12 protein-coding genes are annotated in these 14,677 nt (G+C 55.6%); 1 reads left to right on the plus strand and 11 read right to left on the minus strand.

All coding sequences use genetic code 11. The annotated features are described in order from the left end of the window. Nucleotides 1–120: 120 nt before the first annotated feature. The 3 genes from OZX57_RS08360 to OZX57_RS08370 all read right to left on the minus strand — a co-directional run bounded on the left by OZX57_RS08360 (nucleotide 121) and on the right by OZX57_RS08370 (nucleotide 1,466). Complete coding sequence (locus OZX57_RS08360) at nucleotides 121–774, minus strand: hypothetical protein (protein ID WP_277162174.1); 654 nt, start codon at nucleotides 772–774, stop codon at nucleotides 121–123. A gap of 281 nt (nucleotides 775–1,055) precedes the next feature. Continuing rightward, nucleotides 1,056–1,280, minus strand: coding sequence for a hypothetical protein (locus OZX57_RS08365; RefSeq protein WP_277162175.1), 225 nt, complete (start codon nucleotides 1,278–1,280; stop codon nucleotides 1,056–1,058). Nucleotides 1,281–1,283: 3 nt separating this feature from the next. Further along, nucleotides 1,284–1,466 (minus strand): hypothetical protein, encoded by a 183-nt coding sequence (locus OZX57_RS08370; RefSeq protein WP_277162176.1) that lies wholly within the window; start codon nucleotides 1,464–1,466, stop codon nucleotides 1,284–1,286. A 20-nt stretch (nucleotides 1,467–1,486) separates the two neighbouring features. Here OZX57_RS08370 and OZX57_RS08375 point away from each other — a divergent pair, with 20 nt between their 5' ends. Next, nucleotides 1,487–2,809, plus strand: coding sequence for a hypothetical protein (locus tag OZX57_RS08375; RefSeq protein ID WP_277162177.1), 1,323 nt, complete (start codon nucleotides 1,487–1,489; stop codon nucleotides 2,807–2,809). 177 nt (nucleotides 2,810–2,986) lie between these two features. Here OZX57_RS08375 and OZX57_RS08380 read toward each other — a convergent pair whose 3' ends face one another. From OZX57_RS08380 to OZX57_RS08415, 8 genes are all read right to left on the minus strand, one after another. Then, nucleotides 2,987–4,288 carry an adenylosuccinate synthase gene (locus OZX57_RS08380; protein WP_277162178.1) on the minus strand — a complete coding sequence of 434 codons (1,302 nt, stop codon included), beginning with the start codon at nucleotides 4,286–4,288 and terminating at the stop codon, nucleotides 2,987–2,989. 211 nt (nucleotides 4,289–4,499) lie between these two features. Then, entirely contained in the window at nucleotides 4,500–5,405 is a 906-nt protein-coding gene (locus tag OZX57_RS08385) for a ribokinase (protein WP_277162179.1), read from the minus strand. Between the two features lie 314 nt (nucleotides 5,406–5,719). Further along, nucleotides 5,720–6,400: a ribulose-phosphate 3-epimerase gene (rpe, locus tag OZX57_RS08390; protein ID WP_277162180.1), complete on the minus strand. Its 681-nt coding sequence runs from the start codon at nucleotides 6,398–6,400 to the stop codon at nucleotides 5,720–5,722. A 13-nt stretch (nucleotides 6,401–6,413) separates the two neighbouring features. After that, nucleotides 6,414–6,815 carry a substrate-binding domain-containing protein gene (locus OZX57_RS08395; RefSeq protein ID WP_348637188.1) on the minus strand — a complete coding sequence of 134 codons (402 nt, stop codon included), beginning with the start codon at nucleotides 6,813–6,815 and terminating at the stop codon, nucleotides 6,414–6,416. Beyond that, nucleotides 6,812–7,252 (minus strand): substrate-binding domain-containing protein, encoded by a 441-nt coding sequence (locus tag OZX57_RS08400; RefSeq protein ID WP_277162181.1) that lies wholly within the window; start codon nucleotides 7,250–7,252, stop codon nucleotides 6,812–6,814. The genes OZX57_RS08395 and OZX57_RS08400 overlap by 4 nt, the downstream gene beginning before the upstream one ends. A gap of 302 nt (nucleotides 7,253–7,554) precedes the next feature. Further along, the gene (locus OZX57_RS08405; RefSeq protein ID WP_277162182.1) at nucleotides 7,555–9,228 is read right to left on the minus strand and encodes a PTS transporter subunit IIC; all 1,674 of its coding nucleotides are present in this window, start codon (nucleotides 9,226–9,228) and stop codon (nucleotides 7,555–7,557) included. A gap of 402 nt (nucleotides 9,229–9,630) precedes the next feature. Further along, the gene (locus OZX57_RS08410) at nucleotides 9,631–12,315 is read right to left on the minus strand and encodes an HAD-IC family P-type ATPase (RefSeq protein WP_277162183.1); all 2,685 of its coding nucleotides are present in this window, start codon (nucleotides 12,313–12,315) and stop codon (nucleotides 9,631–9,633) included. A gap of 278 nt (nucleotides 12,316–12,593) precedes the next feature. Next, on the minus strand, nucleotides 12,594–14,624 hold the full coding sequence (locus OZX57_RS08415) for a trypsin-like peptidase domain-containing protein (protein ID WP_277162184.1): 2,031 nt from the start codon (nucleotides 14,622–14,624) through the stop codon (nucleotides 12,594–12,596). Between the last annotated feature and the right edge of the window lie 53 nt (nucleotides 14,625–14,677).

Genomic DNA, 14,677 nt, shown 5'->3' on the forward strand with positions numbered 1-14,677 from the left:
GCGCAAACCGACCGCGCCCTTTCTAACTCATCAAACGCGCAAAGCTCGCAGCGTTCACGCAGCGGGCAAGTGCGAACCGTCAGTGAAACCGATGAGACTCCAAGCGGCGAGCAATCGTCGTCAGCAGCCTCGCAACCTGAAATAAGCCCTCGAGGCTCCTGCACTCAAACCTCCCCGACCAGCTGGGGAAGCCCGTACACCGGCGCCACCGGTATCAGCGGCACTCAAGACCGCAGTGCGGTCCGTTGGTATGTCGACAGCAGCTGCGTCCTGCACCTCAGCGGCGGCACCAGCCCGGACATCTCCAACTCGCAGTCCAGCATTCCGTGGGATTCGCAGCGCGATGACATCGTCAAGGTCAAGGTCGAGGGCAACCTCACCCTGTTCAAAAGCAACATCCAGCTCAACCCCATGTTCACCGACATGTATAGCCTCACCAGTTTCGACACCACCGGCGGCACCCTGCATCTGGTCGAATCCGCGGCCGCCGGCCTGCTCGACAGCAACACGGCGCTGACCACCATCAACAGCATCGCCAACTGGGACACCAGCCAGACCACCGGCATGCCCAGCATGTTCTACTACTGCACCCAGCTCACGCAGCTGGATCTCTCCGGTTTCAACACCGCCAAGGTGGAAGACCTGAGCAACATGTTCACCGGCGACGCCGCGCTCACTTCCGTCAAACTCGGCAGTTTCTCGACAGGCAGCGTGACCAGCATGAGCGACATGTTCACCGGCTGCACCAGCCTTGACACGCTGGACATCTCCCATTTCAACGTCTCCAGAACGACCTGGACGGCCAACATGCTCCCGAACGGCCTGCGTCGCCTAAAGCTGGGATCGGGTACCAAACTCAGCAACAGCGCATTTTCCAACGTTGACAGCACCATCACTTGGAAAGAACTCTCGAGCCTCGACAGCAATGCCACACTCGTGGGTACCATCGGCACCACCAGCAGCCTGGCGACGCGAGCGGCATCGGCCAATCCTGCCGGCAGCTACATCGATCAGCGGCTGATGATTTATGGCGCCAAACTCGTCATCGATGCCAACTACGGCACCACGAACTTCGTCCCCGTCACCGTCGATACCACCAACTCGGCCGCCACGCTGACCGTTCCGCAACCCAACGTCCTCACCGCGAACAGACCGACGTCCCTGTTCGCCGGCTGGAATACCTGCAGAGACGGCGGCACCACAGGCGGTTGCAGGCCATATTCCTCGGGAGACACCATATCCGTCAGCAAAGGTGACTCCTTCCCCTTACGGACAATCACGCTTTACGCCCAGTGGACCCAGATGTCCGCGCCGTTAATCGACGACAAGACACCGGTCATCCACGCTCCCCTTGGTGGCAATCCAACCGTTGACCTCAGAGTCTCGAATACCGCTGCGCCAACCGGCAGCACAACCACAGTGACCACAGGCCAGGGCACATGGTCGACCGAAACCGGGCCGGGCACGGAATTACACCAACCGGCCAGTGGCCAATCTGCAGCCCAACCTCGGTGTCGGCTACAGCATCAGGGCGGTCACCAGCATGACCGATCCGATAACCGGCAACGCCATCTCCACGTACGCCAGCAAAAACGGCGTGCTGCCCTACGCCAGGCTCATTTTCAACGCCAACGGGGGCACTGGGGCTCCAGGCAACGTGTCCGGTTTCGGGGACGCCAGCAACGACAATCTGACCGCGTTCACCATTCCCACCGACACCATCCCCACCAAAGGCGCGCACGACATGTTCGCCGGATGGTCCACCAATCCGAACGCCACCCAGCCCGATGCTGCCTACAACCCCGGCAATCACTCGCCAACCTGGTTCAAAGACACCGGCAAAACCACCACACTTTACGCGGTATGGCACACCGCCAAGACCCCGACCATCACCGAAGCACACCGCGATCCATCGACCAACCAGATCGTCGTCACCGGCACCGGGCAGCCGTGGAGCGTCATCAGCACACCGACCGTCAGTGGCACCACATCGAGGGGCTTGAAAGTCACCAGTACCTCCCTCGGCCCGGACGGGAAGCTTTCCCTCACCGGCCTTGCCTCCGGCACTGGCAGCACCGTCGCCGGCGAGGTTGTCATCGTGCACGTGCGCGCCTGCACCGTCAACACCAGCGGACCCAACGGCACGGCACCACCGGCAAAAACCGGTTGGAGCAACACTAACAGCGACATTCCTGCCGGCTGCACCCAAATTTCGGCGACCCCGGCCTATTCCGACTATCCTTCGTACCCAACCTGGCTGTCGGGCATCAACACCTCATGGTCCGCCAACCTCAACGTCAGCGGTTACCAATACATCTGGGTTTACGCCCAATTCCAAGGCGACGGCGGCATCGACGGCCCGCTCATGGTCACCCCGGATGTTCAAGGTTCCGACAACTCCGTCAAAGCCTGTGTGAAGCCCGCCGCAGCCGCGTCCAGCGCCTACGTTTGCGGCAACACCATCTGGGATTCCAGTTCTGCCGCATGGGACGGCACCGCCAGCCATCAGTGGACGCTCTACCTGCCACGCAGCACCACGTTCGACCGTGCCGGCAATTACGACATCAAAGCCAACCTCAACATCAACGACACGTGGCGCACGCCGTCCGGAGGCATCGTCAGTTCGGAGGACGCAACGCTTCTGGGCACGCCCATCTGCGGACTCTACCTTTCGGCGCTGCCGTTGACCGGCGACAAGTCGCATCGACTCGCCATCCTCATGGCCGCCATTGTCGTTTCGTCGCTCATTCTGCTCGCCGTCGGAGCAGATTTCCGCTACCGCCCACGCCGTCATTTCCGCCGGCAGTGATCGGCAAACGCAACGACGGCCGACAGAAAATTGGCTCTATCGGTATACGTTTCCCGCCGCCACAATATATCTGCCGCCGCTAGAGCGTTTCGATGTCCTTAAACAATTTTGGCCCGCTAACCATCATTGTAAATTGATGGTTAGCGGGCCAAAATCACGAATAATCTTTAACGGTAATCAGTCGACGAGCGAGCGCACCTCAATGATGTGGTCGCGCTGCGGGCCGGTGCCGATGGCGGAGATACGGCAGTTGGAGATCTCCTCAAGGCGCTTGACATAGGCTTGGGTGTTGGCCGGCAGGTCCTCGAACTTGTGCACCTTAGAGATGTCCTCGGTCCAGCCGGGCATGGTTTCGTAGACCGGAGTGGCCTTGGCGAACGCCTCCTGATCGATGGGCATATCCTCGTAACGGGTGTGCGTACCATCGCCATTGTCGACGTCGTAGGCGACGCAGATCGGAATCTCGTTGAGGCCAGTGAGCACGTCGAGCTTAGTGAGCACAATATCGGTCAAGCCGTTAACTTGCGTGGCATAACGGGTGACGACGGCATCGAACCAGCCGCAACGACGCGGGCGTCCGGTGGTCACGCCGAACTCGTGGCCCTGCTGGCGCAGCCATTCGCCGGAATCGTCGTTGAGCTCTGTCGGGAACGGGCCTTCGCCCACACGGGTGACATATGCCTTGGCTACACCGATGACGCGGTCGATCTTGGTGGGGCCAACGCCAGTTCCGGTGCAGGCACCGCCGGCGGTCGGGTTGGAGGACGTGATGAAGGGGTAAGTGCCATGATCAACGTCGAGCATGGTGGCCTGGCCACCTTCGAAGAGCACGGTCTTGCCTTCACTGAGCGCATTGTTCAGCAGCAGGGAGGTATTGGCAACGTACGGCTTCAGGCGTTCGCCGAGTTTCAGCAGCTCGTCAGTAGTCTCGTCGACATCAATCGGACGACGGTTGTAAAGCTTGATGAGCATCTCGTTCTTCTGATGCAGGCTTGCCTCGACCTTATCGCGCAGACGCTCAGCGTCGAAGAGATCGTGTACGCGAATGCCGACGCGGTTGATCTTGTCGGCGTAGGCCGGGCCGATGCCACGGCCGGTGGTGCCGATCTTATGCTTGCCGAGGAAGCGTTCGGTCACCTTGTCGATGACGCGATGGTAGGAAGCAATAATTTGCGCGGATTCGCTAACCTTCAGCCGGGAGCAGTCGACGCCACGCTTCTCAAGTCCGTCGATCTCTTCGAAAAGTACCTCGGGATCGACCACCACGCCGTTGCCGATAACCGGTGTGACATTGGGGTTCACAGTACCGCTGGGCAGCAGATGCAGCGCATATGTCTCGTCACCGACCACCACCGTATGACCGGCGTTGTTGCCGCCGTTGAAACGCGCAACATAATCGACCTTCGTGCCAATGAGGTCGGTGGCCTTACCTTTGCCTTCGTCTCCCCATTGAGTACCAATCAGAACAATTCCAGGCATATGAACCTCCCAAGATACGCGTTATTCCGCCGTTAACAGCCTACCGTCACGCCTATACCGGCATTTTGCGACTATCTAACTTTTCATCAATATATTGTTGTTGTATTGTCACCGCAGAAGCATAAAACCAACCGGTTCCGTTCCCCTCGCCAGACTTTCCCAAAGGCTTGTCACGGCAAAGAGAACGGGTCAGCTTCCAATCTACTATCTGCTACTTCATTTCGGCGAGCGTCGGGAAGGCGGCATGATTGCCTACACGGCTAACTTTCACCGCTGCTGCGCGATTGGCAAAGTTCACAGCGGCAAGGAAATCATGATGCTGTGAGTAGTGAACCGCCAAAGCACCAGCAAACACATCACCGGCACACACACTGTCGACCGCATTGACCTTCACTGCATCAATCTCATAAATTTGGCCATCGTGATAAACGACGCTGCCGTCACCGCCCATCTTAACGATGGCGGTCTTAGGACCAAGATCCACAATCGCTTTTGCGGCTTTAATGGCATCAACTCGATTGTTGACCTTGATGCCCGTAATTTTCTCGGTTTCTTGTTGGTTCGGCGTCACACAATCGGCGTATTGCATTGCTTCCGGGAAATAGTTGTCAGCCGGTGCGGGGTCAAGGATGATGTACATCCCCTTTCGCTTGCCTTCTTTGAGCGCGGCCATTACCGATTCTTTGCAGGTCTCCAGCTGCAGGTCGAGGACAGGAGCGTCAATCTGGCTCATCACAGTCTTGATGTCTTCTTCGGTGGTGGCATTATCCGCGCCCATGGTGCCGAGCATCGTGTTTTCGGAGCTGTCATCGATTTCAACGATGAACGTTCCGGTCCCCAACTCCTTGGTCTGCTTGATGAATTTGGTATCGACGTTCCACGAAGCCAGATCATCAAGAATCTGCTTGCCAGCACCGTCATCACCAACGCTACCGAGCATAGCCACCTTGCCGCCGAGTTTAGCCGCAGAAACAGCCTGATTGGAGCCTTTGCCGCCGGGAATCATCGTGATGCTTTTAGCAGTGGCCGTATCGCCATGCTTAGGATATGTTTTGGTGAAGGCCTTGATATCAAGGTGCATGCTGCCAAGAACCGCTACATCGTATTTCATGTTCATTGCTATATTCCTTCTTGTATCCCATCACCTACAACATGATGCAGTAACCGGTTACGTGACCTTTTTGATACACAATTGCCAATAAAAAGGTATGGCTCTCGCCTGGGTACACGCCTTTCGTAAGAAAATCGCGTATCCGTGATGGAATCTGTTGTGATTTTTTGAATTAATTATTCAGTTATAAAACTGACGGCTATCGAATTGTCGAGAAGCAAAATCTCAGTTCTTGAGACGACATCGATTCATCTCGAAAGCCAGGCACCAAACCATCTGGCGAAATAAGTATCGCGGATGCCTCACTCTGTGCGGACCCGTCAGCGCGAGCCGGCCCTGGCCTTGCTAAACAAGGCACGCGTCGCCTTCACATTGTCAGCCAAGGTTGAATCTTTCCGGAAAATCGCACTGGTGCCGCCGATGAATCTTGTGGCTCCACGACGAACACATTCCGGAATCGTCTCAGCGCCGATATTGCCATCAACCTCAATGGGAACATCGAGGCCGCGTTTGGCGATTCGCCCAGCCAGATCAGAGATCTTGTCGTACATAGGATCGATGAATTTCTGACCAGCGAACCCCGGGTTGACTGTCATGACGATGACGTAATCAGTAACGTCATACACATAGTCTAGGGCTTCGAGAGGTGTCGCCGGACTAATCGCCACACCGGCCTCCATACCAGCTTTGCGTATAGCGGTAAGCGTGCCCTGCAGATTGTTCGTAGATTCGGCATGCACAGCGATCCTGTCGGCACCGGCGTCAGCGAACATAGAGATATAACGCTCAGGCTTATCAACCATCAGATGCATATCCAACGGTTTTGAAGTCATACCCCGTACACTTTTTACCAAATCAGGGCCCAAGGTGAAGTTGGGGACGAACGAACCATCCATGATGTCGATGTGATAGAAATCGACTCCCGCGGCATCCAGTTGTTTGATGTCGCGTTCCAGATTGCCCAAATCGGCGCACATCAATGAGGGACCTATCTCACACATTTATAACACTCCTTTATGCGCTCCTTGCCTGAGAAGTGTCACGTATGACAAGGTGCGGCTCAATCACGTTTTTTTGAGGTTTGCTTCCGGCCTTGACGCTTTGCTCGAACATGTCCAGTACCATATCTCCGATATTTTCGGGAAGCTGGTTGACCGTGCTCAGACGCGGAACCGAATACCTACTCATTTCAATGTTGTCGTAACCGATTACTCGTATATCCTCTGGAACCTGCAAACCTGCATCGGCGATAGCCCTCAACGCCCCCAATGCAATGGCATCATCCGAACACACCACACCATCGATATCCCTGCGAACTTTAAGCAGATCTCCAATTGCTTGGTAGCCGCCGGAAACAGAGAAATCGCTGTACAGCTTGATTGCGTGCGTGGCATCGCATTCGCTAATGGCCTTCAGATAGCCTTCGTACCGATCCTCAGAACTTTTTCTCCCTCGGGACCAGAAACGAAGACCAACTTTGAACTATGGCCTTCCTCAATCAGATATTTCGTAGCTTGGTAGGAACCGCTTACGTTGTTGACCGCCATCGCTGCATACGGATGCGAAAAACAAGCCCTATCGATCGTAAGCGGCACAATCCCGCTATTGCTTAGGGTTTCAAGATCTTGCTCATCGACATAAAGCGAGTTGATAATCGCTCCTCGAACCCGAATATTACACATGAATTTAAGGTAATATTCGACTTTTTCTCGATTGTCTTCGCTGTTGCACAAATACACGTGATATCCGCGCGCATCCGCCGCCTTCTCGATACGACTGACCATTTCCGCAAAAAACGGATTGGTCAGATTGGGGACAAGCAAGGCGATAAGGTCTGAAGCCTTCTGCGACAACGTTTTTGCAACGAAATCAGGCTCATAGCCAAGACTGTTGATTACGGCATTGACCTTTTTTATGGTCTTCTCACTCGCTCCCCCTTCTGATTGATGATGCGCGACACGGTTGCGGTGGACACTCCGCTCATTTGCGCGATGTCTTTAATCGTTGCCATCATTGACCTTCTAGTCAGGTATCGGATAGGGTTAGGTATCTTTCACACTAAACCGGAGTCATGATTATTTGGCAAGTATCCAACGGGGAATACGGCCAAAATTCAAGATTTATCTAGGTTCCGGCCGTATTCCAAGTTTTCAGATCACCCGATGGCGACAGGGTGCCGCACTATGGATGAACGCAACCGATTTCGCAAAGAACGCGATATCCGTTTACCCGTCTGCTTCAATGAAACCGACGCGTTCGGCATCGCCTCCTCGCAAGAGACTGCACGCTCCTTGCTTTTCTGAGACGATTTGTTCTTTTGAGCGGAGATGGCAGATTCGGCAGACTGTGCAGTCGCATCGGCAACATCACCCTCAGCAACAGTTTCGGAGACCTCGGCAGAAGTCACCGCGACTGTCGGAGCATTGTTCTCGCCGCGCAGTCTAGCTTCCTTACGGAGCGTATGCACATACCATGCAAACAGACCGACGTAAGCGACCAATGCGAGCACAGAGCAAAGAATCAGCTTCCAGTCAAGCGTCTTCGCCGCATTGCCAAAGAGCAACGCAAGCATCTTTTCGATGGGGTCGGAATCGACGGCACTGAACATCTCATGCTTGCCCAAGCCGGCAGGGAAGACACCCATAGCTTTGGAGGTCTGCGTAAGGAATGGCGCAATCAACGTTCCAGCCCACAAGAAGAGCGGAATCATGATGGTACCGATGATGGTCATGCGCACCACCTTGCCGCGAGTACCGATAAGCAGCGCAGGGGCGAGGACGGTGAGAATGATGCCACCCAACGGAAGCACCTTGTTGCCCGGAAGCACCATGGCGATAATCAGAAGGATCGGTGCCAGGATGTTCGCGACGGCCCAGATTTCCGCACGGGAAGCCAGAATCGGCCAATCAATGGCGACATAAAGCTTGCGGCCGTGCATCCTACGTTCCATGAAGGAGGTGATGCCTTCCGAGAGCGGCTCAATGGCCGGAGCAAACCAATCGCCCACGATACCGAAGAGTTCCAGAGCCACACCAGCAGTGAATGCCAGCGTGAAAATATGCGGTGCGTCCTGACGTCCAAGCAAACCGACAAACACGCCAAGATACGCGCCAATCGCACCCTTGCTGCCCAGGAAACCGATTTTCTTGTTAAGTGTTTCCGCATCGAAATCAAACTTATCGATGAAGGGGAAGATCTTGCTGATCAACCTGTCGAGCAACACCACGACGGGTGTGACCAACAGCTCAGGATGCGCGGTGGTGGTGATGTTCGATTCGTCATAACCTAGCAAATCGTTGATGGTTGGCTTCATCGCGTCGGCGTTGAACAGCATCAGTGCATAGATGAAGACCACAAAAACAGACATCAAGAAGAAATTGCCGCCCGAACTCCAGTTGATGAGCAGGCCGAGAATCGAAACATTCCAGATGTTGAACAAATCGACATTCAGTGTATTGGTAACTTTAAGACCCAACATTACCAAGTTGGTGATGATGCAGATGAACGCGAAGTACAACGTATACAACGAACTCCACGTAATCACCGCGATGGGCGCCCAACCGAGATCACTAATCGACAAGTGCAGGCCAGTGAAGGAAACGAACGCCTTCAATGCCGGACCAAATGCCGTAGTCAGCAGTGAAATCACCGCACTCATGCCCGTCAAAGCCATCGCCATACGTAGGCCGCCCTCAAACGCCCTGCTCAGTTTGACACCAAATGCCAATGACAGCAGAGTGATGATGATAAACATCATTGCCGCGCCACCCAGGCTGATGAACCAATTGAAACCTTGGTCCAATGCGCCTACGACTTTGGAGAAATCCATTGATACCTACCTCCTCGTAGAACTTTCACTACCTCTTCGTTGGTATTCTGCCGGCATTCCATTACGTAACCGGTTACGTAGATAACACTATATGCTCCTTTTTGAAAAATGCAAACTCGATAGCAAATTTCCTGGCATAAACCTCATATAACGGCTCTATTACAAGTTTTATGTAGTCCTAATAAAATCAGGAAGTGCGTGTCGAGAAAAATAAGCTACAAATACATAACAATAAATTACGAAACCGATTACTCAATATTGATGCGAGCTACTAAGCAGATATGGATCTATTCATTCATTTTCTGTAATCTAGCCAAAGAATTATGGTTTCTCACAACTATTCTGTGGCGCAGATGCTTTCCATATGTTATTTCTTGTCCAAGTGCATAATTGTTGAGCACATCATGTGCGATCGCGTAGGGCGGTCAGCGCCCAGAGAATCGAAACGACATCGATGGCCTCCTGCGTGAACGCGCCAACCACCACGGGAATGAGGTTGAATGCAGCGGCGACCATGCAGACCAGAGCGAGGCCGAGACCGGTAACCACGGCCTGCAGCATGGTGTGCTTGGTCTGGCGGGCGATGGCAACGGCCTTGGGCACATCGGCAATGTCGTCGTTCATGATGACCACTTGCGCGGTTTGCGAGGCGGCTGTGGAGGTACCGTCCGTCATCGCGATACCGATATCGGCCGCAGCCAGCACTGGAGCATCGTTGACGCCGTCACCTACCATCACCGAAATCGGGCGCGGCTTAGGTTGGCCAGAAAGCCGATCGAGGAATGTCTCGATCTTCGAGGGATGCTGCAACGTTTCACGTGAAACTGCCTTGACTGCAGACACCTTGTCTTGCGGAAGCAAATCGGCTCGAACATCATCAATGCCGACCTCGGCAGCGATAACATCGGCGGAACTGCGGGAGTCCCCAGTCAGCATAGTCATCTTGCCAACACCCATGGAACGCAGGCGCCGCAACGATTCACGGGCATTATCACGAGGCACGTCACGCAACACGATACGCGCAGCGAGGATACCATCGATGGAAACGTACGCCGCCATTTCATCGGCCGATCGCGGCGTGAACTGCGATGCTGGAGATGCGTTATCCTCAGCAATATTCTCGTTCACGACGAAACTCAACCGACCAACGCGAACTGTATGGCCGTCGACCATACCCTGCACGCCGTTGCCCGCGTCCTCATGCACATCTTTGACCACGGGAAAAGCGGTACGCCCGCTATGCAATTTCTTCGATGCGGCAGCTCCAGCGGCAACAATACCCTGCGCAAGAATATGCACCGAATAGGTTTCGACGACCGCAGCTAGCTCAACGATAACATCTTCAAGTTGCACCGCACCCGAAAGCTGAGTTCTGCCACTCTCTACAACTTCCGGAACGGCGATATTGCCCGCCGGAGTAGTGCTGGCCTTATTATCACTGGACAGATCGGTAAGACCATTCGTTGACTTCAACACTTCAGGTAACCGCTTGCGCGCGGTTTCCGGAACGTCGACCCGCACGACCTGCGGCTTCGCGACTGTAAGCGTGCCGGTTTTATCAAAGAAAATATGCGAAACCTTGCCGAGATTTTCCAGAACCTCTTGCGTTTTTGTCAGAATTCCGGCCTTCGCAAGCCTTCCGGTTCCAGCCATATACGCCACCGGCGCGGCGATAAGTAGCGGGCAGGGTGTGGCTAGCACGAGCACCTGCGCGAAGCGCTCGGGTGTGCCGGAAACAATCCACGCGACGATACCGATTGCAAGCGAAATGACAGTAAACGGCACTGCAAGCACGTCGGCGGTTTTGACCACGGGTGCTCGCGAGGAACGCGCCGAATCGACCAGCTGCATGGTCTGCTGGTACTGCGAATCCTTCGCCAGCTGCGTCGCACGAATCACGATCATCGTTGAGCCATTGATCGCCCCGGACATCACGCGAGCGCCTGCGAACACGGTACGCGGCAACGGTTCGCCGTTGATGGCGCTCAAATCCAGCGTTGCGGTTCCGCTCAAAAGCTCGCCATCCACCGGAATCGTCTCACCAGGCAGGACCACCAGCACATCGCCGAGCGCGACCTGATCGACCGGGACCGTGTGGAAATGTGCGTCCTTAGAAGCCTGTGATTCCAACGTTTTCGCAGCTTCTGAATTCCTTGCGAGCGAACCGCCGATGAAGGTGTGACGAGCCAATGAACCCGCCGGCTGCGCACGCCTACTTCGAGAACCATTGCGCCCGTCAGTCGCATTAGCCGCATTATCTTTGGCAACAGAAGAAAGTTCGCAGTTGCAATCATCCGCATCAATCATGCACAGATTATTTTGCAGATCGCGCACGTCGCCTCGCGGCAAAGCCGTCGCCAACGTCGCCCGGAAACCATCGGCCAATTGCTTGTCAGCATTAGCAAACAGCGCGTCGAGACGATCTCTCTCACCGTTACCATCCGGCGTTGGAGCTCCAACAGAAGTTGCATTCTCACCGCCACGAACACTGCCGGCATTTGCTACATGACCGAAACTTTCAACGTTGCCAGCAGGCCCAGAAGTCTTGGCATTCGGCAACCCAGCTTTATCCATGGAATGGCCAGCGGCCACACCGACACCAGGCAAATCGGAGATATGTGCCATCTGTGGGGCGGCGGCGACCAGTGCGCTGAGGTTACTTTCGGCTTTGGTCTGTGCGAATTCCTCGATGGCTTCACCCGACCAGATCATCAGGACCACGGCCCAACTGGCCCAATATTCCTGGACTCCCAGCGTCGAGAGCAGTGCCAAAATTGCAAGTATATCGATACCTACATGGCCGGCCTTAAGCGAAGCGATCATGCCACGAATCGAATCGAAAACGGAATACGCAACGAGCAACACCACAATGAGTTGGCCGACGGAAGGATTGAATGTGAACGGCCCGATATGCCATGCTCCAGCACTCGGCGGAGCTGCTACGAAATTGCCTATATCAAGCGCCCCAACGCCGCCTTGCCACGGCCGATAATTCCAGAGCAACGCCACAAACACCGCAGACACGATGGTGATGGGAAGCATTGGCACTTGCCGGCAGATATTGGCAATCTTGCGAAAAACCTGCATGATTCTCCTTGCGCGTGTACTGCCTGGCGCACAAGTCGCGCAACCAAGCAAGTTGGTCACGCCTTGTTAACCCACCGGCGGCGCGAAGCCCTCCGATACACGGCGTAAAGATTATGAATTACAGTATAGCGGAACCACATTGACATCCTGCCCAAACCCGTGTGGACCGCCCAACTTAATACCAACAAACGCAACGCAGGCAGGTGCCGGCATTTACAACAGAAGGTCCGGCATCCGAATGGATTGCCGGACCTTCTGTTTATCGGGTCATCTTGTTTTTACCAGAGACCGAAGGGATCGAAGAGGCCGCCGCCATCTCCGTCGTCGTTGCCATTACCTTGGCCCTGTTGACCTTGACCGTTCTGGCCATTGCCTTGGCCTTGCTGGCCCTGGCCATTGCTGTTCTGCTTCTCGCTTTCGGAACGGTTGCTACCGCTGACATCGCTTTCCTTCTGGTCGAGCGTAACGTCGACATCCATGGTCTTGCCGCCGCGAACGATGGTGAGCTTCACCTTGTCGCCGAGGCTGGCTGCACGGACGTAACCGAGCAATGCGGAGCTGCTGCCGACCGCCTGGCCGTTGAAGGCCACCACGGTGTCGTCGGCCTTGAGACCGGCCTTGTCAGCCGGGCTGCCCTTGACGACGGCCGAACCACCGGTAGAAGGCGTGGTAATCTGCGCGCCGCCGCGGGTGATGCCATCGGATTCGACGGTTGCAGACTTGATGGTCACACCGAGCATCGCATGCTCGACGGAGCCCTTCGAAACGATCTGGTCAGCCACACGCTTGACGAGGTTCGAGGGAATCGCGAAGCCAATGCCGATGGAACCGGATTCGCCGGAAGACGAAGACGCAGAGGCGATCGAGGAGTTGATGCCGATGACCTGGCCGGCCACGTTGAAGGTTGGGCCGCCCGAGTTGCCGGGGTTGATGGCCGCGTCAATCTGCACTGCGTTGGTCACGATCTGGGCATGATTGTCGTCCATCACCGAAACCGGACGATTCAGCGCGGAGACGATGCCGGTAGTGGCGGTATCGTCGTAGCCAAGCGGGTTGCCGACGGCCATGACGTTCTCGCCGACCGCAAGCTTGCTGGAATCAGCAAATTCGACAGGTTTGAGGCTGCTCGGCGGGTTCTGAATCTGCACGACCGCAAGATCGGTGGTGGTGTCGGTGCCCACGACGGTCGCCTTGTACATCTGACCATTGGAAAGCGTGACCTGGATGCTGTTGTCCTGAGCGCCGGAAATCACGTGGTTGTTGGTGACGATATGGCCCTTGTCGTCAATCACCGCACCGGAACCCTTGGCAGTGCCCTGGCTGACCTGTGTGGTAATGGAGACCACCGAATCGGACACCTTCGCGGAAACCGCAGCCCAATCCGGAGCCTGGCCGCCCTTAACGGTGGCCGAACCGGAGCCGGATTTGTTGGAGGTGATGCCAGACATCGAGCTTGAGGACGGGACCGTAACCCAGCCGTTGGAAATGGCCGCGTAACCGACGCCGAGGCACAGAACTGCAGCGACTACCGCCGCAACAATGGCGGTGATGATGTTGCTGTGCGATTTGGTCTGGCCGTAAGTTCCATTGCCGTTGGCATTGCCATTACCGTTGCCATAGCCGCCAGGATTGCCGTAACCGTTACCGTTGGGCATGTTCGGCCCGCCGAAATTGCCACCGTTGCCGTTGACATTGGAACCGTTTGGCTGACCTTGCGCATTGTTGTAAGAATTGCCGTAACCGTTGCCGTTGTTGGCGTTCCTGCCGTTGCCAAAGATACCGTTCAAAGGCGTGGTGGGCGAGCTCTGCTGGCCGTTGTTGTTGCCAAACTGGCTCGGCGACGGACCGTAAGCGCCATATTCCGGGGCAGGACGGTACGGATTATCGCTCGACGTTGCGGATGAGGGGGCATCAGAGGCACCCGTCTCATTAGCGGCAGACGCGTAGGAGGAAGGACCGAAACCGGTCAGCAATCCATCGTTCTCTGCATTCGCATCATCAGGGCGATAGCCGGTGCTGAACACCTCGGTAGGTGTGGTATTGAAATTCTGAGTTTCTTGCATTGAGGAAGGCGAGATCTCGGCGCTTCCAGCCTCATTATTATCGCCGTCAGAAGCACCGCCATTGACAGAGCCAGTTCCTTCGGCAGCAGTATTGCCCACGCCCGCGTTGCTCGCTTCTGCATTGGCATCGCTGCTCGCAGAATTGGAACCGGCACCGGTAAAGTCTGATGTGGTATTGGTATTCGTTTCCTCGTTCGGACGTGCAGGCTGACCGCTGCTCCACTCGTCTTTGTTGTCTTCAGCCATTGCTGCTCCTTATATTTCGGATGGCCACGGCTCGACGACTTCCACCGCGCCAC

It is taken from the genome of Bifidobacterium sp. ESL0682, from assembly GCF_029392815.1.
GTDB lineage: Bacteria > Actinomycetota > Actinomycetes > Actinomycetales > Bifidobacteriaceae > Bifidobacterium.

Excerpts from the sequence above, each read along its gene's own strand:
- OZX57_RS08410 (WP_277162183.1), bottom strand. The coding sequence starts at position 12,315 with ATGCAGGTTTTTCGCAAGATTGCCAATATCTGCCGGCAAGTGCCAATG.
- rpe (WP_277162180.1), bottom strand. The coding sequence starts at position 6,400 with ATGTGTGAGATAGGTCCCTCATTGATGTGCGCCGATTTGGGCAATCTG.
- OZX57_RS08405 (WP_277162182.1), bottom strand. The coding sequence starts at position 9,228 with ATGGATTTCTCCAAAGTCGTAGGCGCATTGGACCAAGGTTTCAATTGG.
- OZX57_RS08415 (WP_277162184.1), bottom strand. The coding sequence starts at position 14,624 with ATGGCTGAAGACAACAAAGACGAGTGGAGCAGCGGTCAGCCTGCACGT.
- OZX57_RS08385 (WP_277162179.1), bottom strand. The coding sequence starts at position 5,405 with ATGAACATGAAATACGATGTAGCGGTTCTTGGCAGCATGCACCTTGAT.
- OZX57_RS08380 (WP_277162178.1), bottom strand. The coding sequence starts at position 4,288 with ATGCCTGGAATTGTTCTGATTGGTACTCAATGGGGAGACGAAGGCAAA.
- OZX57_RS08360 (WP_277162174.1), bottom strand. The coding sequence starts at position 774 with ATGGGAGATGTCCAGCGTGTCAAGGCTGGTGCAGCCGGTGAACATGTC.